The organism is Haemophilus seminalis (assembly GCF_006384255.1).
GTDB classification, from domain to species: Bacteria; Pseudomonadota; Gammaproteobacteria; order Enterobacterales; family Pasteurellaceae; genus Haemophilus; species Haemophilus seminalis.
In genome coordinates this window covers 14,088-37,861 of the sequence record NZ_VCED01000006.1, presented here as the reverse complement: position 1 = coordinate 37,861, position 23,774 = coordinate 14,088, and the positions used below count along the sequence as shown (strand labels likewise).

At 38.1% G+C, this 23,774-nt stretch carries 25 protein-coding genes; 12 read left to right on the top strand and 13 right to left on the bottom strand.

What is annotated here, in order from left to right; genetic code table 11:
• Nucleotide 1 precedes the first annotated feature (1 nt).
• Nucleotides 2-1,084 carry an extracellular solute-binding protein gene (locus tag FE813_RS08300; protein ID WP_139990200.1) on the top strand — a complete coding sequence of 361 codons (1,083 nt, stop codon included), beginning with the start codon at nucleotides 2-4 and terminating at the stop codon, nucleotides 1,082-1,084.
• A 48-nt stretch (nucleotides 1,085-1,132) separates the two neighbouring features.
• Here the strand turns inward: FE813_RS08300 and FE813_RS08295 are convergent, their stop codons facing one another.
• The 5 genes from FE813_RS08295 to FE813_RS08275 form a co-directional block, all read right to left on the bottom strand.
• Complete coding sequence (locus FE813_RS08295) at nucleotides 1,133-1,618, bottom strand: NlpC/P60 family protein (RefSeq protein ID WP_139990199.1); 486 nt, start codon at nucleotides 1,616-1,618, stop codon at nucleotides 1,133-1,135.
• A 52-nt stretch (nucleotides 1,619-1,670) separates the two neighbouring features.
• Entirely contained in the window at nucleotides 1,671-1,961 is a 291-nt protein-coding gene (locus FE813_RS08290; RefSeq protein ID WP_106014238.1) for an integration host factor subunit alpha, read from the bottom strand.
• A gap of 1 nt (nucleotide 1,962) precedes the next feature.
• A complete protein-coding gene (gene pheT, locus FE813_RS08285) occupies nucleotides 1,963-4,350 on the bottom strand; it encodes a phenylalanine--tRNA ligase subunit beta (RefSeq protein WP_139990198.1) in 2,388 nt (795 codons plus the stop codon).
• Nucleotides 4,351-4,383: 33 nt separating this feature from the next.
• Entirely contained in the window at nucleotides 4,384-5,373 is a 990-nt protein-coding gene (pheS, locus tag FE813_RS08280; RefSeq protein WP_005640625.1) for a phenylalanine--tRNA ligase subunit alpha, read from the bottom strand.
• A gap of 148 nt (nucleotides 5,374-5,521) precedes the next feature.
• Nucleotides 5,522-6,199 carry a hypothetical protein gene (locus FE813_RS08275; RefSeq protein WP_235898324.1) on the bottom strand — a complete coding sequence of 226 codons (678 nt, stop codon included), beginning with the start codon at nucleotides 6,197-6,199 and terminating at the stop codon, nucleotides 5,522-5,524.
• Nucleotides 6,200-6,247: 48 nt separating this feature from the next.
• Here FE813_RS08275 and yfaE point away from each other — a divergent pair, with 48 nt between their 5' ends.
• Nucleotides 6,248-6,496, top strand: coding sequence for a class I ribonucleotide reductase maintenance protein YfaE (gene yfaE, locus FE813_RS08270; protein ID WP_118855033.1), 249 nt, complete (start codon nucleotides 6,248-6,250; stop codon nucleotides 6,494-6,496).
• Here the strand turns inward: yfaE and dapB are convergent.
• The 6 genes from dapB to ribH form a co-directional block, all read right to left on the bottom strand.
• Nucleotides 6,491-7,303 carry a 4-hydroxy-tetrahydrodipicolinate reductase gene (gene dapB, locus FE813_RS08265; protein ID WP_139990196.1) on the bottom strand — a complete coding sequence of 271 codons (813 nt, stop codon included), beginning with the start codon at nucleotides 7,301-7,303 and terminating at the stop codon, nucleotides 6,491-6,493. The genes yfaE and dapB overlap by 6 nt on opposite strands.
• 16 nt (nucleotides 7,304-7,319) lie before the next feature.
• The gene (locus FE813_RS08260; protein ID WP_180978719.1) at nucleotides 7,320-7,949 is read right to left on the bottom strand and encodes a LysE family transporter; all 630 of its coding nucleotides are present in this window, start codon (nucleotides 7,947-7,949) and stop codon (nucleotides 7,320-7,322) included.
• Complete coding sequence (locus tag FE813_RS08255; protein WP_139990194.1) at nucleotides 7,949-8,440, bottom strand: phosphatidylglycerophosphatase A family protein; 492 nt, start codon at nucleotides 8,438-8,440, stop codon at nucleotides 7,949-7,951. Before FE813_RS08255 ends, FE813_RS08260 begins: the two co-directional genes overlap by 1 nt.
• Nucleotides 8,437-9,423 (bottom strand): thiamine-phosphate kinase, encoded by a 987-nt coding sequence (thiL, locus tag FE813_RS08250; protein ID WP_139990193.1) that lies wholly within the window; start codon nucleotides 9,421-9,423, stop codon nucleotides 8,437-8,439. The genes FE813_RS08255 and thiL overlap by 4 nt, the downstream gene beginning before the upstream one ends.
• A gap of 65 nt (nucleotides 9,424-9,488) precedes the next feature.
• Nucleotides 9,489-9,923, bottom strand: a complete 435-nt coding sequence (gene nusB, locus FE813_RS08245) for a transcription antitermination factor NusB (protein WP_139990192.1) — start codon at nucleotides 9,921-9,923, stop codon at nucleotides 9,489-9,491.
• Nucleotides 9,924-9,926: 3 nt separating this feature from the next.
• Nucleotides 9,927-10,400, bottom strand: a complete 474-nt coding sequence (gene ribH / locus FE813_RS08240; protein WP_005628657.1) for a 6,7-dimethyl-8-ribityllumazine synthase — start codon at nucleotides 10,398-10,400, stop codon at nucleotides 9,927-9,929.
• A gap of 156 nt (nucleotides 10,401-10,556) precedes the next feature.
• Here ribH and FE813_RS08235 point away from each other — a divergent pair, with 156 nt between their 5' ends.
• The 10 genes from FE813_RS08235 to FE813_RS08190 all read left to right on the top strand — a co-directional run bounded on the left by FE813_RS08235 (nucleotide 10,557) and on the right by FE813_RS08190 (nucleotide 21,645).
• The gene (locus FE813_RS08235) at nucleotides 10,557-11,225 is read left to right on the top strand and encodes a curli polymerization inhibitor CsgI-related protein (RefSeq protein ID WP_139990191.1); all 669 of its coding nucleotides are present in this window, start codon (nucleotides 10,557-10,559) and stop codon (nucleotides 11,223-11,225) included.
• 101 nt (nucleotides 11,226-11,326) lie between these two features.
• A complete protein-coding gene (gene yccS, locus FE813_RS08230) occupies nucleotides 11,327-13,459 on the top strand; it encodes a YccS family putative transporter (RefSeq protein WP_139990190.1) in 2,133 nt (710 codons plus the stop codon).
• A gap of 91 nt (nucleotides 13,460-13,550) precedes the next feature.
• Nucleotides 13,551-14,129: an electron transport complex subunit RsxA gene (gene rsxA / locus FE813_RS08225; RefSeq protein WP_139990189.1), complete on the top strand. Its 579-nt coding sequence runs from the start codon at nucleotides 13,551-13,553 to the stop codon at nucleotides 14,127-14,129.
• Between the two features lie 87 nt (nucleotides 14,130-14,216).
• On the top strand, nucleotides 14,217-14,798 hold the full coding sequence (gene rsxB, locus FE813_RS08220) for an electron transport complex subunit RsxB (protein WP_139990188.1): 582 nt from the start codon (nucleotides 14,217-14,219) through the stop codon (nucleotides 14,796-14,798).
• Nucleotides 14,799-17,171, top strand: a complete 2,373-nt coding sequence (gene rsxC, locus FE813_RS08215) for an electron transport complex subunit RsxC (protein ID WP_139990187.1) — start codon at nucleotides 14,799-14,801, stop codon at nucleotides 17,169-17,171.
• A 4-nt stretch (nucleotides 17,172-17,175) separates the two neighbouring features.
• Complete coding sequence (rsxD, locus tag FE813_RS08210; protein WP_139990186.1) at nucleotides 17,176-18,252, top strand: electron transport complex subunit RsxD; 1,077 nt, start codon at nucleotides 17,176-17,178, stop codon at nucleotides 18,250-18,252.
• Nucleotides 18,252-18,875 carry an electron transport complex subunit RsxG gene (gene rsxG / locus FE813_RS08205; protein ID WP_139990185.1) on the top strand — a complete coding sequence of 208 codons (624 nt, stop codon included), beginning with the start codon at nucleotides 18,252-18,254 and terminating at the stop codon, nucleotides 18,873-18,875. Before rsxD ends, rsxG begins: the two co-directional genes overlap by 1 nt.
• Nucleotide 18,876: 1 nt before the next feature.
• The gene (locus FE813_RS08200; RefSeq protein ID WP_139990184.1) at nucleotides 18,877-19,575 is read left to right on the top strand and encodes an electron transport complex subunit E; all 699 of its coding nucleotides are present in this window, start codon (nucleotides 18,877-18,879) and stop codon (nucleotides 19,573-19,575) included.
• A 1-nt stretch (nucleotide 19,576) separates the two neighbouring features.
• Complete coding sequence (gene nth / locus FE813_RS08195) at nucleotides 19,577-20,212, top strand: endonuclease III (RefSeq protein WP_005626177.1); 636 nt, start codon at nucleotides 19,577-19,579, stop codon at nucleotides 20,210-20,212.
• 59 nt (nucleotides 20,213-20,271) lie between these two features.
• A complete protein-coding gene (locus FE813_RS08190) occupies nucleotides 20,272-21,645 on the top strand; it encodes a sodium-dependent transporter (RefSeq protein ID WP_139990183.1) in 1,374 nt (457 codons plus the stop codon).
• 47 nt (nucleotides 21,646-21,692) lie between these two features.
• Here FE813_RS08190 and qseC read toward each other — a convergent pair whose 3' ends face one another.
• Both qseC and FE813_RS08180 read right to left on the bottom strand, forming a co-directional pair.
• The gene (qseC, locus tag FE813_RS08185; RefSeq protein WP_139990182.1) at nucleotides 21,693-23,048 is read right to left on the bottom strand and encodes a quorum sensing histidine kinase QseC; all 1,356 of its coding nucleotides are present in this window, start codon (nucleotides 23,046-23,048) and stop codon (nucleotides 21,693-21,695) included.
• Entirely contained in the window at nucleotides 23,049-23,711 is a 663-nt protein-coding gene (locus FE813_RS08180) for a response regulator (protein ID WP_139990181.1), read from the bottom strand.
• Nucleotides 23,712-23,774: the final 63 nt, after the last annotated feature.

The following is a 23,774-nucleotide window of genomic DNA, read 5'->3' as shown; positions in this document are numbered from 1 at the left end:
AATGAAAAAATTCGCAGGTTTAATTACTGCAGGCTTAGTAGCTGCGACTTTAACTGCTTGTAATGATAAAGATAGCAAAGCTGAAGCTGCAAAATCTCCGGCTACTGCCAATGACACCGTGTACCTCTACACATGGACTGAATATGTACCAGATGGTCTTTTAGATGAGTTTACTAAAGAAACTGGCATCAAAGTTATCGTTTCAAGCCTAGAATCAAACGAAACGATGTATGCAAAACTCAAAACTCAAGGTGCTGCTGGTGGCTATGATGTGATTGCACCATCTAACTACTTTGTTTCTAAGATGGCTAGAGAAGGCATGTTAATGGAGCTCGATCACAGCAAATTGCCTGTTATTAAAGAATTAGACCCTGATTGGCTCAATAAACCTTATGATAAAGGTAACAAATACTCTCTTCCACAGTTATTAGGTGCACCAGGTATTGCATTCAATACCAACACTTATAAAGGCGCTCAATTCACTTCTTGGGCTGACTTGTGGAAACCAGAATTTGCAAACAAAGTTCAGTTATTAGACGATGCGCGCGAAGTATTCAACATCGCTTTATTGAAAATTGGTCAAGATCCAAATACTCAAGATCCAGCAATTATCAAACAAGCCTATGAAGAATTATTAAAACTACGTCCAAACGTACTTTCTTTCAATTCCGATAATCCAGCTAATTCTTTCATCTCAGGTGAAGTTGAAGTGGGTCAATTATGGAATGGTTCTGTACGTATTGCTAAAAAAGAAAAAGCACCTTTAGACATGGTATTCCCGAAAGAAGGCCCTGTACTTTGGGTTGATACTCTAGCAATTCCTAAAACTGCTAAAAACCCAGATGGTGCACATAAACTTATTAACTATATGTTAGGCGCTAAAGCGGCAGAAAAATTAACCTTAGCAATTGGCTATCCAACAGCTAACTTAGAAGCGAAAAAAGCATTACCAAAAGAAATCACTGAAGATCCAGCGATTTATCCACCGGCTGATGTATTAAAAAATAGCTACTGGCAAGATGACGTTGGCGATGCAATTCAATTCTATGAACAATATTATCAAGAATTAAAAGCAGCTAAATAATTCTAATAAATACAAGTGCGGTTAAAACCGCACTTATACTTAAATCATCTAAATCCGTCTAACCTGCCAAAATGCCTTAGACCAATAAGGGTTCTTCATTGAAGAATAGACAACCCCCCCTCTAGTTGAAGCATGAAGGAATTTGTCTTCTTTTACATAAATCCCCACATGATAACCATTAGGGCCTCGTCCAGTTTTAAAGAAAATTAAATCACCCGTTTGAATATCTTCTTTGCGTACATGTTTACCATAATTGGCTTGTTCAGTTGTACTTCTTGGCAAATGAAGATTAAAACGATCGAAGAAAGTTTTCTGCACAAAACCAGAACAATCTACGCCACGACGTGAAACACCGCCAAGCACATAAGGTGTACCCGCCCATTCATGTTGTTGTTCGCTCAACATGGCTATGGCCATAATAGGATCGCCGATTTGACCTTTATAGTTCATCGCATAATCATCGTTTTGAAAACTGGAACAAGCGAATAAAAACAGCGAGGCAGTAGCGATTAAAAATGATTTATATACTTTCATACCTTTTCATATGAAAAGTGCGGTAGAAATTCACCGCACTTTTTGTTGCTTACTATTTAGTTTTTTCTACACGAGCACGTAACTTTTGCCCCGGTTTAAATGTTACCACTCGGCGAGCAGAAACTGCCACTACATCTCCAGTTTTAGGATTACGTCCTGGACGTGAAGCTTTATTACGTAATTCAAAGTTACCAAACCCTGATAATTTTACATCATGACCAGATTCAAGTGATATCCGGACTTCCTCAAAAAAGTTTTCTACAACTTTTTTTGCTTCATTTTTAGGTAACTGATATTTCTCAATTAAATTCTCAGTAATATCAATTTTAGTTATCGTAGCCATATTAATCCCTTAATTCAGCATTAAAGCGTTGTTTTACCTCCGCTAATACTGCTGAAATCACTGCATTAATTTCTTCATCTTCAAGTGTTTTTTCATTATCTTGGACAGTCAAGCTAATAGCTAAACTCTTATAGCCTTCAGCGACGCCCACACCTTGATATACATCGAACAAGTTCACTTGCACCAATTTTTCGCCGCCTGCTTGTTTACATGCAGCGACCAATTCCCCTGCTGGTACGCTATCCGCGACGACTAAAGCTAAATCACGACGGTTTGCTGGGAATTTAGAAATTTCTTTTGCTTGCACCACATTACGTGCCGCAATTGCATTCCAAAGAATTTCAAATACAAAAGTTTTGCCATTTAAGCCAAGTTTTTGGCTAATAGATGGATGAATTGCACCAATAAAACCAATTTCTTGACCATCTAATTCAATAGCAGCAGATTGGCCAGGGTGTAATGCATCAAATTGTTTTGCAACAAAACGAACTCTATTACCACCTTCTGTTAAAGAAAGTACAGATTCTAAATCGCCTTTAAGATCGAAGAAATCTACAGACTCTGCTTTACCTGCCCAATGTTCAGATTTTGCCGTTCCAGTAATTACCGCACTTAAAACAAATTCTTGACGCACGCCAAATTCAGCATTGGCATCAGGCACAAAGCGCAATCCAGTTTCAAATAAACGAACACGAGACTGTTGGCGATTTTGGTTATAAAGCACTGCACCTAATAAACCACTAATCAAAGACACTCGCATTGCTGACATTTCCACAGAAATAGGATTTGGCAATACAAGTGCTTCTTGATGTGGATGTAATAAACTTTGAATTTTTGGATCCACAAAGCTATAAGTAATGGCTTCTTGATAATCTGCATCCACAAGTGCGGTCTTAATTCGAGCTAAATCTAAATCAGATTCTTTATGCTCACGCATGCGGAGATGCGCTAATGGCGCATTGTTTGGAATGCTGTTATAACCATAAATACGCGCCACTTCCTCAATTAAATCTTCTTCGATTTCAATATCAAAACGCCAGCTTGCAGAAGTTACCGTCCAAATATCATTTGCATAAGTAACATCGAAACCAAGACGATGGAAAATTTCCGTTACGCTTTCTGTTTCAATATGATGACCTAAAAGTGCATCTAATTTACTACGGCGAAGTTGAACGGTATTGACTTTAGGAAGATGAGCTTCACTGCTTGCTTCACAAATCTCACCCGCTTCACCACCACAGATTTCAAGCAATAATGCGGTTGCGCGTTCCATAGCTTTACGGGCTAATTCAAAATCCACACCACGTTCAAAACGGTGTGATGCATCCGTATGTAAACCATATTGTCTTGCACGGCCAGCAATAGCTAATGGAGCGAAAAATGCGGATTCTAAAATCACATCTTTCGTTTCGCTATTCACGCCACTGGCTGCACCACCAAAGATTCCTGCCATTGCTAAAGGACCATTTTGGTCGGCAATTAATAAAGTATTTGATTGAAGTTTTGCTGTTGAGCCATCTAATAATACTAATTCTTCACCTTCTTTTGCGAATCGAACTTGAACAGGTTGCGCAACTTTAGCCGCATCAAACGCATGCATTGGTTGACCAAGCTCAAGCAAAATGTAGTTAGTAATATCAACAATAGGATCAATAGAACGAATACCACAACGACGCAATTTTTCTTGCATCCACATTGGCGATTCAGCCTTCACATTAACGTTTTTCACCACACGCAATAAATAACGCGGGCAAGCTTCTAGTGCTTGTAAATCAATTTGAACTTTATCAGAAATTGTTGCGGGAACCGCTTCAAAGTGCGGTTGATTTACAGGCTGTTTATTTACTACACCAATTTCACGCGCAATACCCGCAATGCTCAAACAATCCGCACGGTTTGGCGTTAAGCTAATTTCGATGGCATTATCATTTAAACCTAAATATTCACGTAAATCTGTACCGATTGGTGCATCAAGTGGCAATTCAATAATACCGTCCGCTTCAACATCAATACCTAATTCAGAAAATGAACAAAGCATTCCTTCTGATGGTTGGCCTCGTAATTTCGTTTTCTTAATTTTGAAATCGCCAGGTAATACCGCACCTTCTGTTGCACAAGCGACTTTTAAGCCTTGACGACAATTTGGTGCGCCACACACGATATCCAATAAACGATCACCGCCTACGTTCACTTTAGTTACACGTAATTTATCCGCATCTGGATGTTGTGCACATTCCACTACTTCACCAACAACGACATCATTAAATTTACCCGCAACGGTTTCCACGCCATCCACTTCTAAGCCAAGCATGGTAATTTGCTCGCATAATTGCTCGGTGGACACCGCAGGGTTCACCCATTCTCTTACCCACTGTTCACTAAATTTCATTTGTTGTTATCCTTTTAATTCAAATCCGAGAAATTACTTAAATTGTTTTAAGAAACGTAAGTCGTTTTCAAAGAACGAACGTAAATCTGTCACGTTATAACGTAACATTGTTAAACGCTCAACGCCCATTCCCACGGCAAAACCAGAATATTCATTCGGATCGATGCCCACGTTACGCAACACATTTGGGTGCACCATACCGCAACCCAATACTTCTAACCATTTACCGTTTTTCCCCATCACATCCACTTCGGCTGAAGGTTCAGTAAATGGGAAATAAGATGGACGGAAACGCACTTGTAAATCTTCTTCAAAGAAAGCGCGTAAGAAATCGTGCAATAAACCTTTCAATTCTGTGAAATTTGCTTTTTTATCCACATAAAGTAGTTCAATTTGATGGAACATTGGCGTATGTGTTTGATCGTAGTCATTACGATATACACGTCCTGGAGCCATAATGCGAATTGGTGGCTGCATTTTTTCCATAGTACGAATTTGCACGCCAGAAGTTTGGGTGCGCAGTAATAATTCTGGATTAAACCAGAAAGTATCGTGATCGGCACGTGCAGGGTGATGTTTAGGAATATTTAAAGCATCGAAGTTGTAATAATCACTTTCAATTTCAGGGCCATTTTCAACTGAAAAGCCAAGTTCTGAGAAAAATTTTGTTACACGATTAATCGTCATGGTGACTGGGTGTAAGCCACCGGTTTCAACTTTGCGACCTGGTAAACTGACATCAACACGTTCTTTTTCTAATTTTGCGTTAAGTTCAGCCTGTTCCCACTCCGCTTTTTTTGCATTTAAAAATTCTAACGCAGCTTGTTTTGCTTCGTTAATTTTTGCGCCCATAGCCGGACGTTCTTCAGCTGACACATTACGCAATTCTTGCATTAATTGAGTAAAATGCCCTTTCTTACCAAAATATTCGACACGGATTTCATCCAAAGCCGTTAAACTTTTATCCTGAATGGATTCAATCGCTAATTTCGCTTTCTCAACAAGCTCGTTCAGATGTTGCATAGTTTCCCCTGCTTCTCTTTTCTCTATAAAATAAAAAACCGAGTAATGATAATACCAAGTACTTAAAAAGTAAAAGAATAATACGAAAAATCATTGGTTTATCAAAAATAAAAATGGAATAACGTTATTGCTATTCCATTTTTTCTTGTTACCAACAAAATCGTTCATTCACAAAATTTTCTGACCGCTCTTTTTGCCATTTTTCTTTATTTTTTGGATTAGCAAAAAAACGTGCTTGTTCCTGTAAACGTTGAACTAATTTTTCTTCTGCTTCTTTTAACGCTTTTTGACGATCTGCAAATTTTGAAGGCAATGCTGGTAAGAAAATAACTTCATAAGGATGCGTAATTGTCCATTTCACCGCATTTTCGGCAGCACGATTTTGTTTATCAAAATTACAAAACGCATAAGCATTAACAAACTGCCCCACTACATGGCTAAACCCTGTATTATCCTGCACCGTTTGTTTTGGTAAATCCAACACATAAAGTGCGGTAATCAAACGGTTTTGCCCACGATAAAACCAAGTAACCGCTTCATCTCTTAAGCCAAAATCGTAAGCCCGAGCGGCTAACGTGAACATCGTCATTGGTGAAATACGAGCAGGACTTTCTTCTACAAATTTCACCGCACTTTCATAACCTTTTATCGTATTTTCACGTAGCATCGGATCAATTGCTTTATGTACAAATACATTTTCTGCTTTTCCATTTTCAGCAGAATAATAAGGTTTAATATAAACATCCACTGTCTTCACTGGTTCTTTGCTAATTGAACTACAAGCCGTAATAAAAAGTGCGGTTATAAAACACAGTATTTTTAACATATGGATTTTCCTTATATAATGCCCAACAAATTTCACTGCATTGTTATTATGAAAATTCATCTAATCTACAGTAACACCACATTAGAATTCAATAATGAAACAAGTTTACTCGATCATCTCGAGAAAAATAATATTCATCATGAATATCAATGCCGTAGTGGCTATTGTGGTTCTTGTCGTGTGAAGATCAAAAAAGGCAAGGTATCCTATAAAGATACGCCCCTTGCCTTTATTCAACCTGATGAAATTTTATTATGCTGTTGTCACGTAGAAAGTGACATTGAAATTGATTTATAAATTATTTAAATCTAATACATCGGTCATATCAAATAAGCCACTCGCCTTATTTTCTAACCATTTACCAGCACGTACTGCACCATTAGCGAAAGTCATACGACTTGATGCTTTATGGGAAATCTCTACACGCTCGCCAATATCAGCAAACCAAACCGTATGTTCCCCCACCACATCCGAAGCACGAATAGTAGAAAAACCAATTTCATCACGTTTACGTTCGCCTGTGATTCCTTCACGGCAAAATACGCCGTGAGTTTTTAAATCACGACCTAAGGTTTTTGCGATATGTTCACCCATAGAAAGTGCGGTACCAGATGGCGCATCAACTTTATGACGGTGATGCGCTTCGATCACTTCAATATCGCAATAATCCCCCATCACTTTTGCCGCTTTTTCTAAAAGCTTGAAAACTAAATTCACGCCAACACTGAAATTTGATGCAAACACAATAGCTATTTTATCTGAAGCTGCTTTAATCGTCGCTTTACCATTTTCATCAAAACCTGTTGTACCAATCACCATTTTTTTATTATTCGCTATGCAAAATGCAATATGTTCAAGGGTGCCTTCTGGTCGAGTAAAATCGATTAATAAATCGAATTTATCTTTTTGGCTTTCAAGATCGTCTGAAACTGTTACACCAAGTTGACCAATTCCCGCCAATTCTCCCGCATCCGTCCCAACTAAAGACGATCCTTTGCGTTCAAAAGCCGCACCTAGTTCTACGCCTTCCGCAGAATGAACCGCTTGAATTAATTGACGTCCCATTCTTCCGCCAGCACCAGCGATTGCAATTTTTAATGTCATGTTACTTCCTTTTTTATTAATGAATTATTTCGTTGATGCCGCTATAAACAAGCACCCAACCAAAAAATAAAAATACAATACCCGCCATATTATCAATATAACGGCTGTATTGACTGTATAAACGCTTGGCAATATTACGTGAAAAAATCAATGAAATCACATAAAAATAACAAAATGTTTCTACCACAATCACCATAAAAGCCAAGATAATTTGCCACATTTCAGTGATATTTACTAAGACAAGCGACATCACGCTACTAAAATACACCACGACTTTTGCATTGGATAAATTCACTAAAAGCCCTTTCACAATTTCTTTTTTGATTGTGGTTTGCTGATTAAATTCAGTATCAGAGTGCGGTTCAAATTGGGTGTATTTTTTACTGCGAGCCATTAAAAAACCGAGATATGCTAAGTAACTACCGCCTAGTAACATAATAACGCCATGTAATGCAGGAATAGTGACAAATAACACCGCCAATCCCAACATAGAAAGCATTCCCCAAAAGACGATGCCAAGCGTTATGCCTAAAATGCCACAAACTGTATTACGACGAGAGTTACTTGCCGCCATCCGACTTACATAGAAGAAATCAGGTCCCGGCGTCATTAATCCAAATAAATGCACAATGATTAAATTCAGCATCACAACGTCCAATACTGAATTGCAAATACGACAATCACGGCATAAATTGCTGCTAAAACATCATCGACCATAATGCCAAAACCACTTTCTAGTTTTTCGTCAAAATAACGAATTGGGAACGGTTTTAAAATATCAAAAAAGCGGAATAATGCAAAAGCAGCCAAAATCCATTGACAAGATAATGACGGTATCGCCGCTAATACAATAAATACGCCGACAAATTCATCCCAGACGATAGAACCATGATCGTGCACGCCCATATCTGCTGTGGTTTTTTGACAAAGATAGCAGCCTAGTAGAAAACAAAGTGCGGTAAAAATCAAAAAGGTTTTTACACCTAACAAAGAAAGCAAAATCACGCCTAAAATTGTTCCAGCTAAGCTCCCCCAAGTACCTGGAGCTGGATGAATTAAGCCCGAGCCAAAACCAACGGCAAGCAAATGAATAGGATTTAAAAGAGAGATTTTTTTAAGAGGATTATTTTCTGTCATGTTGATTCCTTAAAATGATCGAAACCACTTGAAAAAGTTATATTCACAGGTTTTCCATCACGTAAAAAACGTGGCGAAAAGTCGCTGCACTTTTCTGTGATTTTACCAATGCAAGTACAAGGCACGTTCAGTTTTTTCAAGCGTAATTCTAATTCATTTTTATATTCGGGCGGTATGGTAAAACAAAGTTCATAATCTTCTCCACCACTTAAGGCAAATTGTTCTGCTTGAGTGCGATCATATTTATTTAAAATCGATGATGAAAGAGGTAAAGCTGTAAGTTCAACTTCAGCACCACATTGACTTCGTTCAAGAATATGCCCTAAATCAGAGATTACCCCATCGGAAAGATCAATGGCAGCATGAGCAATATCAATTAACGCCCGCCCAAGTTCAATTCTAGGTGTGGGTCTAAGATGACGTTGTTGCAGAAAAACATCATCAGAATCAACCGCACTTTTACCTGATAAAATTTGTGTTAAACCTGCTGCGCTATCGCCTAAAGTGCCTGAAACATAAATTAAATCACCAACTTGCGCTTTATGCCGACAAATCCATTTACTTTTTTCGACAAAACCTTGTGCCGTAATCGTAATAGATAAGTTGCCTTTTGTGGTATCGCCACCAATTAATGTGACGTTGTATTGTTTTAACGTGTGCAATAAACTTTGACTAAATGCTGAAATCCAATTTTGATCTGCATTTGGCAAAGTTAATGCCAGAGAAACCCATTTTGGCTGTGCCCCCATTGCAGCAAGATCACTTAAATTTGTTGCAACGGCCTTATAAGCTAAATCTTCAGGCGAAATGGTCGGTAAAAAATGTGTATTTTCCACCATTGTATCGGTCGTAATGGCAAGTTGATAATTCGCTGGCATGGAAACCAGCGCACAATCGTCACCAATAGATAATTGAACGGAATCATCAACTAATATTTGTGGCTGAAAATATAGTTTAATTAAATCAAATTCACCCATTGCCATTTTCACCTATCTTATAAAAGAAAAGGCACGCGTTAAAAACGCGCGCCATTTTCAGTTTAAAAGGATTACTTACGCCCTAATGCTGGTGCGATTTTATCAAGTACGCCATTGATATATTTATGGCTTTCATCTGCACCGAATACTTTTGCTACTTCAATCGCTTCATTGATAACCACTTTATATGGCACATCTAATTCAAAGTGTAATTCATAAACGGCCAAACGCAAAATTGCAGTTTCAATAGGATCAAGATCATCAAAAGCGCGGTCAATATAAGGAGAAATTGAAAAATCAATGGTTTCAATATTTTCTACTGTTTGACGAAATAATTTACGGAAGTAAGGTTTATCTACCCCATCCATATCTTGATCTAACACAAAGGCTAATTCAACTTGTTCTGCAGGATTGCCAGATACCGCCCAAGAATACAATGCTTGAACAGTACATTCACGCGCACGACGACGAGCAGAAGGCTTTTTCACTTGTTTTTGTTCTGTCATGATTTATGCCGCATCAATTTGTTGAATAAGATTAACCATTTCAAGTGCAGTTAAGGCTGCTTCTGCACCTTTATTACCTGCTTTAGTACCAGCACGTTCAATTGCTTGTTCAATATTTTCTGTGGTTAATACACCAAAAGCGACAGGGATTTCAGCATCCATTGCAACTTTTCCTAAACCGCTGCTTGCTTCCCCTGCTACATATTCAAAGTGCGCAGTACCGCCACGGATAACAGTGCCTAATGCCACAATCGCATCAAATTTTTTACTTTCAGCTAAACGACGAGCAACTAATGGCAACTCATACGCACCAGGAGCACGCACGATAGTGATATTTTCATCTTTCACTTGGCCGATACGTTTTAATGCATCAATTGCGCCTTCTAATAAACTTTCATTAATAAAACTGTTAAAACGAGCAATTGCTACTGCAACTTTTGCATTAGGTGCTGCGACTGAGCCTTCTAAAACTTTCATATTTTTTCCTATTAAAAAATCGCTATCGTTAATTTGGTAGAGAATTCTAGCATAAAAAAACTTTTTTAAAACCAACCGCACTTTTTTATTTTCATTTTAGTGAATTTAGCATAGCATAGGCGTTGTTCTAATTTTCATCTATTAAAAGGAGCAATTATGAAATTACGCACTATTGCATTAAGCCTAGCAGTATTATGTGCTAGCTCAACGAGCTTTGCTGGAATGGTTTCGACGTCATCTAATCTTGAGTTTTTAGCCATTGATGGACAAAAAGCATCAAAAGCATTATTAAAAGAAACAAAATCGTTTAACATCAATGATACTGAAACACATCAAGTAGTTGTTCGTTTAGGTGATATTGTTGGTTCAGGTTCTAATCAATCTTTATTTGAATCTAGTCCTATCATTGTTACATTCAAAGGTTCCCCAGAAGATATTACTATCTCTGCACCTTCAATCCGTAGCCGTTCCGAAGGTGAAAAATTTAATAGTACACCAACAATTAATATTACTAGCAAATCAGGTAATACTATTGCAGCGAAAGTAGATGTTTTAAAACAAGAGGGTTTATTCCCTAGTGCAAACGTGGTAAACGATCTTTCTACATATAATGCCTCAGGTGCAACCGCATCTGTTGCAGCATTTTCGACTGCAGCAATACCAACCACAATGCCAGTTGCTTCTGCAAGCAATGCTAAAATAAACAAAGGGAAAGTTGTTGTTCAAGGTGAGAATGTTGCAGAACAGCAACTTCAATACTGGTTCCAACAAGCAGATAAGGAAACCCAAATACGTTTCTTAAACTGGGCAAAATCCCACAATTAATGCATTATCTCGTTCAAAAAGCTTTGATGTTTGAGTGCGCTTATATAGATAATAAAAGTGAGCCTTGCTGCTCACTTTTTCTATTGTAATAAGGATGAATAATGAACAACTGGTTAAATGCTAAAGTGATTGCTTCCATTCCTATTTTTATTGCTGTAAATATTGCCGCAATTAGCGTATGGGCATTTAATATCTCTCAACAGTCTATGCCTTTAATTCTAGGTATTATTGCAGGAGGATTAGTTGATTTAGACAATCGTTTAACTGGGCGTTTAAAAAATGTCTTTTATACATTGATAGCTTTCTCTATTTCATCCTTTATTGTCCAATTAAATATCGGTAAGCCAATACAATATATTGCCTTGATGACTGCGCTTACATTTATTTTTACTATGATAGGTGCTGTTGGGCAACGCTATAGTACCATTGCATTTGGTACACTAGTTGTGGCACTTTATACTACGCTAACCTATACGCCTGAAATACATGAATGGTTTATCAACCCTGTCATGATTCTATGCGGTACACTACTTTATAGTGTAATAACACTCATTGTCTACTTATTCTTTCCCAATCGTCCCGTACAAGAAAGTGTTGCTAAAGCTTTCTGTGCGCTAGGTGATTACTTAGATGCCAAATCTTATTTTTTTGATCCCGATGAAATAAATGAAATAGAAAAAAAACATCTTAATTTCGCTATGAAAAATGCAAATGTAGTTTCTGCATTTAATGTTGTTCGTACAGCACTATTCTATCGTATTCGTGGTCAACATCGACATCCTCGCACACAACGAATGCTCCGCTATTATTTTGCTGCGCAAGATATTCATGAACGTGTAAATTCTACTCATTTTGATTATCAGCAAATTACTGAAAAACTAAAAAATACAGACTTAATTTTTCGCATTCAGCGCCTACTAGAATTACAAGCACAATCTTGCCGAGAAGTAACAACGAGTTTACGCCAAAATAAAAACTATCAATTCAATGAACGGGTTGAACGCGCACTATCGGGTACATTGCACTCCTTCCAGCTATATCGAGAACAACACATCTATGATAAAGATCAGCTTATTGAGATTCAGACCCTACTAGACAACTTGCAAAGTATTAACTGGCAACTTCGACAACTTACCCAAGAAACAGATGATGCTGATCATTTAGCAAGAATTCATACGGATCAAATTACAGGCTTAAAAAATATCTCTACTGCAATTTTTAGCCACTTTACCTTTGAATCTCAACTCTTTCGCCATGCAATACGTTTATCAATAGTGGTTTTTTTATGCTGTGTCATCGTAGAGTTTTTCCAATTTAATCTTGGTTATTGGATTTTACTCACCGCTGTCTTTGTCTGCCAACCAAACTATTCTGCCACCAAAACACGTTTACGCCAGCGGATTATCGGCACTTTTCTTGGCGTGGTGATAGGATCGCTTTTACCCTATTTTAATCCAACCTTAGAACTTAAGCTGGGTCTTGTAGTCCTTACTAGTACACTATTTTTCTTCTTTCGCAGTAATAATTACAGCTTCTCTACCTTTTTTATCACATTACAGGTCTTGTTAAGCTTTGATGTTATGGGTTTTAATACTTCAGCTGCACTCATACCTCGTTTACTTGATACATTACTAGGTTCGGCTATCTCATGGTTTGCTGTTTCTTATTTATGGCCTGATTGGAAATATTTACAATTAGATAAAGTTAGCCATAAAGCGATTCAAAGTGATGCAACTTATCTTTTACATATTATTAGTCAACTACAATTTGGTAAAAGTGATGATCTAAAGTATCGCATTGCTCGTCGTAATGCACATCAATATGCAGCAGCACTTAGTACAACACTTTCAAACATGAATAATGAACCTGAAAAATACAAAGCATTTTTACAACAAGGGTTTGATTTACTTAAACTGAATTATTCCTTATTAAGTTATATTTCTGCGCTAGGTTCCTATCGTGAAAAAATGAATACTCTACAACAAACTACACAATTTTTATCTGGTTTCTATCCTGTTGCCAAAAAAATTATTTATTCTCTTGAAAATATCGAAAAAATACCGCCAGATATATTTGCAAAACTCCAAAAAAACATTGAAACCCACCTAAAGGAGTTAGAGAAACAGGAAATGACAGAACAAGATCGCACAGCATTTAGCTTGCCTTATCAGCAGCTAAATTTAATCACACAATTATTGCCCGCTTTTTATGGTTATTTTCACAAAGAATACTGATAAATAGTAGGGTTTATCGCATTTAAAAATACCTATTGTTCTTCAATTCATAAATAGCGATAATACTTCCCTACATAAAAGGCAAAGAAAAATGACAAATTATATTTTATTGATTATCGGTACTGCATTAATTAACAACTTTGTACTTGTAAAGTTTTTAGGACTATGCCCGTTTATGGGGGTATCAAAGAAAATTGAAACCGCAGTAGGTATGGGACTAGCAACAATGTTTGTATTAACCGTCGCCTCCCTTTGCGCATATTTAGTTGATCATTATATTCTTGTTCCCTTGAGTGCTACTTTTTTACGCACATTAGTATTTATTTTGGTTATTGCCGTAGTGGTACAATTTACCGAAATGGTAATAAATAAAACTAGCCCAACGCTATATCGTTTACTTGGAATTTTCTTGCCTTTGATAACCACAAACTGTGCAGTTCTCGGTGTCGCATTATTAAATGTAAATCTTGCTCATAATTTAACGGAATCAGTCGTTTATGGTTTTGGTGCATCTCTTGGGTTTGCACTTGTATTAGTGCTTTTTGCTGCGCTTCGTGAACGTCTTGTCGCGGCCGATGTACCTTTAACTTTCAAGGGTTCATCTATCGCCCTTATCACAGCTGGTTTGATGTCTCTTGCTTTTATGGGATTCACAGGACTAGTGAAGTAATAAAATGATCTATCTTTTAATGGCTATTACCATTTTGATTTTATTTATTGGGTTCTCTCAGTATTTTTCAGGAAAAAGAAAGAAATAATGACCCTTCTATTCATCATAATCACTTTACTCGCTTTAATTTTCGGTGCGATTTTAGGCTTTGCTTCACTTAAACTCAAAGTTGAAGCTGATCCCATTGTGGAAAAAATTGATTCTATTTTGCCACAAAGCCAATGTGGACAATGTGGTTATCCTGGCTGCAAACCATACGCTGAAGCTATTTGCAATGGAGATGAAATCACAAAATGTATTCCTGGAGGTCAACCTACCATCGTAAAAATCGCAGAGATTTTAGGTGTTGATGTACCAGCAATGGACGGTGTAGAAGAACCTATCGAGAAAGTCGCTTTTATTGATGAAAATATGTGTATTGGCTGCACAAAATGCATTCAAGCCTGTCCTGTCGATTCTATTATTGGTACAAATAAATTCATGCATACAATCATTCCAGATCTCTGTACAGGTTGTGAACTTTGCGTCGCGCCCTGCCCGACAGATTGTATATCAATGATTCCCGTGAAAAAAAATATCGATAATTGGGATTGGAAGTTTGATGCAAAATTAGTCATTCCAGTAATGAATGTAAATGGCACTGAGAAAAAATTGGTTGTGGGGGAATAAATGGCGGACGTATTATCTCGTTTCAATTCCGGTAAATTATGGGATTTCAAAGGTGGCATTCATCCGCCTGAAATGAAATCACAATCTAATTCACAACCATTACGTTATCACCCTTTAGTTACGGATTTTTACATTCCTCTTAAACAGCACGCAGGAACAATAGGTAACCTTTTAGTAAAGGAAGGCGATTACGTATTAAAAGGTCAATCTTTAACGCAAGGCGATGGCTTACGTATGCTACCCATTCATGCGCCCACTTCAGGCACAATTAAATCGATTAAACCTTATGTCGCTGCACATCCGTCTGGTCTTGATGAAGCTACAATTCATTTGCAAGCAGATGGGTTAGATCAATGGCTAGAACGTAATCCTATTGATGATTTTTTAACACTCTCGCCAGAACAACTCATTAACAAAATCTATCAAGCTGGTATAGCTGGCTTGGGCGGTGCAGTATTTCCGACTGCCGCTAAAATTCAATCAGCAGAGAAAAAAGTTAAACTCTTAATTATCAATGGTGCAGAATGTGAGCCTTATATCACTTGTGATGATCGTCTTATGCGTGAACGCGCCAATGAAATCATAGAAGGCATTCGTATTTTACGTTATATCCTACGACCTGAAAACGTAGTCATCGCCATTGAAGATAACAAACCTGAAGCAATAGAGGCAATCCGCAAAGCGCTACAGGGAGCAAATGACATTAGCATTCGAGTGATTCCAACAAAATATCCTTCGGGTGCCGCAAAACAGCTTATTTATTTGCTTACAGGAATGGAAGTGCCAAGTGGTGCGCGTTCTTCTAGTATTGGCGTACTGATGCATAATGTTGGTACAGCCTTTGCAATTAAAAGAGCGGTGATAAATGACGAACCTTTAATTGAACGTGTCGTCACCCTTACAGGTGATAAAATTCCTGAAAAAGGTAATTATTGGGTTCGACTTGGTACACCAATTTCTCAAGTATTGACGAACGCAGGCTATCAATTTGATAAACGTTACCCAGTGTTTGCGGGTGGCCCAATGATGGGATTGGAACTTTCCAACCTCAATGCACCGGTGACAAAAATTGTCAACTGCTTGCTTGCACCAGACTATTTTGAATATGCAGAACCAGAGCCCGAACAAGCTTGTATTCGCTGTTCTAGCTGTTCTGATGCCTGCCCAGTCAACTTGATGCCACAGCAACTCTACTGGTTTGCGCGTAGTGAAGATCACAAAAAATCGGAAGAATACGCCCTCAAAGATTGTATCGAGTGCGGGATTTGCGCCTACGTATGCCCAAGCCATATTCCACTGATTCAATATTTCCGCCAAGAAAAAGCAAAAATTTGGCAAATAAAAGAAAAACAGAAAAAATCAGATGAAGCCAAAATTCGCTTTGAAGCGAAACAAGTGCGAATGGAACGTGAAGAACAAGAGCGTAAAGCACGTTCACAACGTGCAGCAGAAGCACGTCGTGAAGAATTAGCGCAAACCAAAGGTGAAGATCCTGTTAAAGCAGCGCTAGAACGCTTGAAAGCGAAAAAAGCCAATGAAACAGAATCAATACAAGTTAAAACGATCACCTCAGAAAAAGGGGAAGTTTTACCTGATAACACGGATTTAATGGCACAACGTAAAGCTCGTCGTCTGGCTCGTCAGCAAGCGGAATCTCAAGTCGAAAATCAAGAACAACAAACTCAACCAACCGATGCGAAAAAAGCAGCAGTTGCAGCCGCACTTGCTCGAGCAAAAGCGAAAAAACTTGCACAAGCAAATGAAACCGCTGAATCAGTTCCAAACACTCAAGCCATAGAAAGTGCGGTAGAAAAAACAGACGAAAATTCAACCGCACTTGATCCGAAAAAAGCGGCGGTAGCTGCAGCGATTGCTCGTGCAAAAGCAAAAAAACTTGCGCAAGCGAATGGAACCACTGAATCAGTCTCAAATATTCAAACCGTAGAAAGTGCGGTAGAAAAAACAGAAGAAAATTCAACCGCACTTGATCCGAAAAAAGCAGCCGTAGCTGCTGCTATTGCTCGAGCAAAAGCAAAAAAACTTGCACAAGCGGGAACAACAGAATCAGTTCCAAGCACTCAAGCCGTAGAAAGTGCGGTAGAAAAAACAGAAGAAAATTCAACCGCACTCGATCCGAAAAAAGCGGCGGTAGCCGCTGCGATTGCTCGTGCAAAAGCAAAAAAACTTGCGCAAGTGAATGGGACTACAGAATCAGTTCTAAGCACTCAAGCTATAGAAAGTACGGTAGAAAAGACAGAAGAAAATTCAACTGCACTTGATCCGAAAAAGGCGGCTGTAGCTGCGGCCATTGCTAGAGCAAAAGCAAAGAAATTGGCAAAAACACAAGCAACATTAGAAAATAATCAGGAATAAAATAATGTTTAAAATGGTTAGCTCTCCTCATACTCATTCGGGGAAACTCACAGCGCGTATTATGTTTTGGGTAATGTTGGCAATGATGCCAGCTTTTTTCACGCAAATTTATTATTTTGGATTTGGCGTGGTGCTCCAATCTGTATTAGCCATTGGTACAGCTATCATTGCGGAATTTATTGCAATAAAATTACGTAGTAAAAAACCGCTAAATTATCTTTCAGATTTCAGCGTATCCCTGACTGCTTTAATTTTGGCGATGGCTATTCCACCTTATGCGCCTTATTGGATCATCATCATTGGAACACTCTGTGCGGTTTTATTAGGTAAACAGGTTTATGGTGGTTTAGGGCAAAATCCATTTAATCCAGCAATGATTGGCTATGTAATTCTTTTAATTTCATTCCCGTTACAAATGACAACTTGGATGCCACCAATTAATTTATTACAGGAACCACCGACTTTTTCAGATGCATTTTCATTAATATTTTCAGGTTTAACCACTGATGGATTTACGCTTTCACAACTTACACATAATATTGATGGCATCACCCAAGCAACGCCTTTGGATAGCGCAAAAATTTTCTATAAGAGTCACACTCAATTAAATGATTTTTATGAGTTAATTAAACTTCCGATTTTTATGGGTAATGGAACCGACTTTGCTCAAGGATGGTGGCAAGTCAACGTGGCTTTCTTAGTGGGCGGAGTTTTCCTTATTTTAAAACGTGTCATTCATTGGCAAATTCCAGTGGCGATGCTCGTCACCTTTTTCTGTTTAGCCACTGTGACTGCTTTTACTGGCTTCACGCATTTAAGTGCGATCAGCCAACTGGTTAGTGGAGCAATGATGTTTGGCGCATTTTTTATTGCGACAGATCCTGTCACAGCCTCCATTACACCACGAGGAAAAATTATTTTTGGCGCATTAGTGGGGGTATTTGTCTATCTCATTCGCTATCATGGAAACTTTCCAGATGGTGTAGCATTCGCAATTTTATTAAGTAATATTTGCGTTCCACTTATCGATCATTACACACGTCCTCGAGTATCTGGTTATCCAACAAAAGGGAAAAAATAATGGGCACAGTAAAAATTACATCGCGTTACGGGATATTGTTAGGCTTTGTCGCCCTACTCTGCACAGCCATTTCAGCGGGTATTTTTTTTCTAACAAAAGATAAAATTGACGCAGTGATGGCGGCACAACAACGAGAATTGCTTTTACAGGTCATTCCACAAGATTATTTCAATAATAATTTGCTAGAAAGTGCGGTTATTCCTCAAGATAAAAATTTGGTGGGCATTCAGAAAATTTATTTTGCGAAAAAAGATGGAAATGTTTCTGCCTATGCCTATGAAACCACCGCACCGGATGGGTATTCTGGTGATATTCGCTTGCTTGTGGGATTAGATCCGAAAGGTGAAGTGTTAGGCGTGCGAGTCATTGAACACCATGAAACACCTGGCTTAGGCGATAAAATTGAACTTCGTATTTCCAACTGGATTTTAAATTTCACTCATCAGTCGATTAATGAGCATAATTTAAGCGAATGGGCGGTAAAAAAAGATGGTGGAAAATTTGATCAATTTTCTGGTGCAACCATTACACCTCGCGCAGTGGTTAATCAAACTAAACGATCAACATTAATCATGCTGAATAACCAAGCCTTGTTACAACAGCTTTCAACACAAATGAAATAATATGACAGATTTAACTGAAAAAAATACCGCACTTGAAGATGAACAGATAGAAAGTGCGGTTGAAAATCAACAAAAATCCATGTGGAAAGAAATCTTTGCTCAAGGAATTTGGAAAAATAATCCTGCGGTTGTCCAACTTCTCGGGCTTTGTCCGCTTTTAGCGGTGTCTAGCACCGCCACCAACGCTCTTGGATTGGGGTTAGCGACAATGCTTGTGCTCACTTGCACAAATACGGTCATTTCGCTTTTCCGTAAATATATTCCAAATGAAATCCGCATTCCAATCTACGTGATGATTATTGCGACAACTGTAACTGTCGTTCAACTTTTAATGAATGCTTACACTTATACGCTTTATCAATCACTTGGGATTTTTATTCCACTCATCGTTACCAACTGTATTGTGATTGGTCGAGCAGAGGCGTTCGCCTCAAAAAACAGCTTACTCCATTCAGTTTGGGATGGTTTCTCAATGGGATTAGGGATGGCGCTTAGCTTGACAGTACTTGGCGCATTGCGTGAAATCATTGGACAAGGTACGATTTTTGATGGCATCGAAAATCTATTCGGCGAACAAGCGAAATTTTTAACGCTCCATATTTACCATACAGACAGTAGTTTTTTACTTTTCATTTTGCCTCCAGGCGCATTTATAGGATTAGGCTTGCTCCTTGCAATAAAAAATCGAATTGATAAATAAGATGAATAAATTAAAAAGAATCGAAATATTAACCCGATTAAGAGATCAAAATCCCCACCCGACCACAGAATTACAGTATAATTCGCCCTTCGAATTATTAATTGCGGTAATTCTATCGGCACAAGCAACTGATAAAGGTGTGAATAAAGCGACAGAAAAACTATTCCCTGTTGCAAACACACCTCAAGCGATTTTAGATTTAGGATTAGATGGTTTAAAAAGCTATATTAAAACTATCGGGCTTTTTAATAGCAAAGCAGAAAATATTATCAAAACCTGCCGTGATTTAATTGAAAAGCACAATGGTGAAGTGCCTGAAAATCGCGAAGCCTTAGAGGCATTAGCAGGTGTGGGCAGAAAAACAGCCAATGTTGTACTAAATACGGCATTTGGTCATCCAACTATTGCGGTGGATACCCATATTTTCCGTGTATGCAATCGAACTAATTTTGCACCGGGTAAAGACGTGGTAAAAGTGGAAGAAAAACTGCTTAAAGTCGTACCTGATGAATTTAAAGTGGATGTTCACCATTGGTTAATTTTACACGGACGCTACACTTGTATTGCACGGAAACCTCGTTGTGGCTCATGCATTATTGAAGATCTGTGTGAATATAAAGAAAAAATTGAGTTTTAATTTTTGCGATAAAACACTCTAATTATTTACCGCACTTTTTATTAAAAATAGGAAAACAAATGACAACAAACAACAAACAACGACAAACTTGGTCGAGCCGACTCACTTATGTCATGACTGTCGCAGGCGCAACTGTCGGTTTCGGCGCTACTTGGCGTTTCCCTTACCTTGTGGGCGAAAATGGTGGCGGAGCCTACGTGCTACTTTTCTGTATCGCAATGATCGTAATCGGTATTCCGATGATTCTCGTTGAAAACGTTATTGGCCGTCGCTTACGTGTAAACTCCATTGATGCCTTTGGCGATAAAATTCTAGATAAAGGAAAAGGCATTTCCAAATATTGGAAAATCCTTGGCTACATGGGCTTACTCGGTTCATTCGGTATCATGGCATATTATATGGTGCTTGGTGGCTGGGTTATTTCTTATATCATTAGCCTAATCAGCGGTACCTTAGATATCTCCGCACCCATTACTAAAGATGTCGCCAAAGATTTCTACGAGCTACATATTGGCAATAGCCCTTATGAAATTATTCTATACACCTTCTTATTTGTTGTGGTGAATTACATTATTTTAGCGAAAGGGATCATTGGTGGAATTGAGCGCTCTGTAAAATATTTAATGCCATTGCTATTCATCTTCCTCATTGGAATGGTTATTCGCAACGTAACATTACCTGGCGCAATGGAAGGAATTACATTCTATTTAAAACCAGATTTCAGCAAAATTACGCCACAATTATTTATCTTCGTTTTAGGTCAAGTATTCTTCGCATTAAGCCTTGGTTTTGGTGTATTAATTACCCTTTCCAGTTACTTAAATAAAGAAGAAAACTTAATCCATACTGCAGTTATTACAGGTTTCACCAACACAATTATTGCCGTACTTGCTGGCTTTATGATCTTCCCATCACTTTTCACCTTTGGGATTGAACCAAATGCAGGCCCAACTTTAGTATTCCAAAGTTTACCTATCGTATTCTCTCACTTATGGGCGGGTAAATTCTTTGCAATTATTTTCTTCGGCTTATTATTAATTGCTGCACTAACTACTTCAATCACAATTTATGAAGTGATCATTACCGCATTACAAGAAAAGCTCAGAATGCGCCGTGGCAAAGCGATTGTCTTAACCCTTGGTGGGATTTTTATCTTGGGTAATATTCCAGCAATTTTAGGCGATAATGTATGGAAAGATGTCACCATTTTCGGCAAAAGCATTTTTGATTTCTATGATTATGTTAGTGGAAATATTCTCTTTATGCTGACCGCACTTGGTTGTGCTATTTTCGTTGGTTTCGTGTTAAAAGATGAGGCGAAAAAAGAACTTTCTCCGACACCTGACTCAACATTTACTAAAATCTGGTTTAACTATGTGAAATTCGTTGTGCCAGTGATTATTTTGGTCATCTTTATCAGTAACCTATTCTAAAGAGAAAAACCGAGTCTTTACTCGGTTTTCTTTTTTAAAGGAAATGTTTATAAAAATATTTGTGCCCTTAAGCCAATTCTCTGCCCTTCTTTTATAACATTTTCTAACCGCACTTTGAATCCGTGTAATTCCGCAATTCGCATGACAATAGAAAGCCCTAAACCACTGCCCTTTTCATTTTGTCCAGCTGGGCGATAAAAACGCTGACCAAGTTTTTTCAAATCTTCAGGTTTAACGCCACCACCATTATCTTCAACAATAATCTGAGAAAATGCGATTTTCACTGAAACGGTTGTTTCTTCTGGGCAATATTTAATGGCATTATCGAGTAAATTTCTAAGCATCAATGAAACTAAAATTGGTTGTCCTTGTTTCTGCTTGGGTTCAGATTCTTTCTCAAAAGCCAACGTAATTTTATGCTTTTCTGCCACAAAATAACGCTCAGCAATCAGCGATTGAATGATGCCTTCCCAATCAATAGGCTGCAATTCTTCCAATTCTTGTAAATTATCTAGTTTTGAAAGGGTCAAAAGTTGCTCAATTAACTGCGATGCACGATCAATCCCTTGTGTTAAATGCAAAAGTGCTTGTTCTCTCAATTCCCTATCATCACCCGCCAGTTGAGCAACTTCAGTTTGAATACGCAGTGCTGCCAATGGGCTACGCAATTCATGGGCTGCATCAGAAGTAAAACGACGTTCGCGTTGTAGCATGGCCGAAGTGCGGTCAAAAAATTGATTTAAATTTTTTACTAAGGGTAAAATCTCAGCAGGTAAGCCCTCTATATTCAGCAATGACACATCGCCAGATTTTCTCGTTTGAACTTCTTGACTTAAACGTTTAATCGGTCGAAGTTCTTTATGAATCAACCATCCTAAAACGATGATCAAAATAGGCAAACTCGCAAACCAAATCCACATTTGCCCAAAGATCATTTCTTCAATTAAATCTTCCCGGTAATCAAGCTCTTGCCCAACAGCAATAATCAAATTTCCATTCGCTACAGGCTGCCAGAAAATACGCCATTCATCGTCATCATTCAGCATATAGCCTTTCGCAAAGCCAATTTCATTATCAAACACAAAATTATCGCCATTACGCCCATCTGTTAATAAACGTTTTCCATCTTTAGAAAAAATAGCAAAAGCCAATGCGTCATCATCATAGTTTTTTTTGAACGAATGTGGCTGGATTTTATTAATATCTTCGACATGCTCTAACAGAATATGGCTAAGATCTGAATTGGCAAGACGTTCTGCAAAAAGGATTTGTTGGGCATCGAAAACATCATTCACTTCACTACGCACCTGCCACCAAGCGACAGCAGTAGATACACCCCACACAAAAAGTGCGGTGAAAGAAAGAACAGAAATAAGGCGAAAACTTAAACGTTTGTTTTTCATTTATTGCGTTACTCCCAACGCATATCCAACTCCGTGTACAGTTCGAATAAATTGCTTACCTAATTTCTGACGGAGATTATAAATATGCACATCTAATGCCCCACTGCTAATTTCTTCATCCCAGCTTGATAATTTTTCTTCAATAGATGAGCGAGACAGTACGCGATCTTTATTCAGCATAAATAATTCAAGTAATTTGTATTCACGGCTTGTTAAAGAAATAGGTTGATTATTTAGCCAAACAGAACGCTGATTGGGATCGAGTTTAACGCCAGCGTGCTCAATCACAGAATGATGATGGCCATAACGACGACGAATAAGTGCTTGCAAACGCGCCGCAACTTCAGCCAAAGCAAAAGGCTTACAAAGGTAATCATCTGCTCCACTTTGCAATCCTTTTACACGTTCATCTAAGGTATCACGGGCAGTCAAAATCAATACTGGAACATCTTGATGTTTGGAGCGCCATTGTTGCAATACATCCAATCCATCAAGTTTCGGCAAAGTTAAATCTAACACTACAGCATCGTAAGGTGCTAAAACTAAAGCATTCATTCCAGTTTTACCATCCGTAAACCAATCTACGGCAAAACCTAGTTTAGTTAAACCAATCTGTAAACCATTGCCGATTAGATTATCGTCTTCTATCAATAAAATTCTCATAAAAAATTGACCGCTCTTTATAAACAAAAACAGCGAGCTAATGCTCGCCATTTTCAAAGAATG

Bases quoted from the DNA above. Each gene is read 5' to 3' on its own strand.
- FE813_RS08300 (WP_139990200.1), top strand. From the start codon at position 2: ATGAAAAAATTCGCAGGTTTAATTACTGCAGGCTTAGTAGCTGCGACT.
- FE813_RS08295 (WP_139990199.1), bottom strand. From the start codon at position 1,618: ATGAAAGTATATAAATCATTTTTAATCGCTACTGCCTCGCTGTTTTTA.
- FE813_RS08290 (WP_106014238.1), bottom strand. From the start codon at position 1,961: ATGGCTACGATAACTAAAATTGATATTACTGAGAATTTAATTGAGAAA.
- pheT (WP_139990198.1), bottom strand. From the start codon at position 4,350: ATGAAATTTAGTGAACAGTGGGTAAGAGAATGGGTGAACCCTGCGGTG.
- pheS (WP_005640625.1), bottom strand. From the start codon at position 5,373: ATGCAACATCTGAACGAGCTTGTTGAGAAAGCGAAATTAGCGATTGAA.
- FE813_RS08275 (WP_235898324.1), bottom strand. From the start codon at position 6,199: ATGTTAAAAATACTGTGTTTTATAACCGCACTTTTTATTACGGCTTGT.
- yfaE (WP_118855033.1), top strand. From the start codon at position 6,248: ATGAAAATTCATCTAATCTACAGTAACACCACATTAGAATTCAATAAT.
- dapB (WP_139990196.1), bottom strand. From the start codon at position 7,303: ATGACATTAAAAATTGCAATCGCTGGTGCTGGCGGAAGAATGGGACGT.
- FE813_RS08260 (WP_180978719.1), bottom strand. From the start codon at position 7,949: ATGCTGAATTTAATCATTGTGCATTTATTTGGATTAATGACGCCGGGA.
- FE813_RS08255 (WP_139990194.1), bottom strand. From the start codon at position 8,440: ATGACAGAAAATAATCCTCTTAAAAAAATCTCTCTTTTAAATCCTATT.
- thiL (WP_139990193.1), bottom strand. From the start codon at position 9,423: ATGGCAATGGGTGAATTTGATTTAATTAAACTATATTTTCAGCCACAA.
- nusB (WP_139990192.1), bottom strand. From the start codon at position 9,923: ATGACAGAACAAAAACAAGTGAAAAAGCCTTCTGCTCGTCGTCGTGCG.
- ribH (WP_005628657.1), bottom strand. From the start codon at position 10,400: ATGAAAGTTTTAGAAGGCTCAGTCGCAGCACCTAATGCAAAAGTTGCA.
- FE813_RS08235 (WP_139990191.1), top strand. From the start codon at position 10,557: ATGAAATTACGCACTATTGCATTAAGCCTAGCAGTATTATGTGCTAGC.
- yccS (WP_139990190.1), top strand. From the start codon at position 11,327: ATGAACAACTGGTTAAATGCTAAAGTGATTGCTTCCATTCCTATTTTT.
- rsxA (WP_139990189.1), top strand. From the start codon at position 13,551: ATGACAAATTATATTTTATTGATTATCGGTACTGCATTAATTAACAAC.
- rsxB (WP_139990188.1), top strand. From the start codon at position 14,217: ATGACCCTTCTATTCATCATAATCACTTTACTCGCTTTAATTTTCGGT.
- rsxC (WP_139990187.1), top strand. From the start codon at position 14,799: ATGGCGGACGTATTATCTCGTTTCAATTCCGGTAAATTATGGGATTTC.
- rsxD (WP_139990186.1), top strand. From the start codon at position 17,176: ATGTTTAAAATGGTTAGCTCTCCTCATACTCATTCGGGGAAACTCACA.
- rsxG (WP_139990185.1), top strand. From the start codon at position 18,252: ATGGGCACAGTAAAAATTACATCGCGTTACGGGATATTGTTAGGCTTT.
- FE813_RS08200 (WP_139990184.1), top strand. From the start codon at position 18,877: ATGACAGATTTAACTGAAAAAAATACCGCACTTGAAGATGAACAGATA.
- nth (WP_005626177.1), top strand. From the start codon at position 19,577: ATGAATAAATTAAAAAGAATCGAAATATTAACCCGATTAAGAGATCAA.
- FE813_RS08190 (WP_139990183.1), top strand. From the start codon at position 20,272: ATGACAACAAACAACAAACAACGACAAACTTGGTCGAGCCGACTCACT.
- qseC (WP_139990182.1), bottom strand. From the start codon at position 23,048: ATGAAAAACAAACGTTTAAGTTTTCGCCTTATTTCTGTTCTTTCTTTC.
- FE813_RS08180 (WP_139990181.1), bottom strand. From the start codon at position 23,711: ATGAGAATTTTATTGATAGAAGACGATAATCTAATCGGCAATGGTTTA.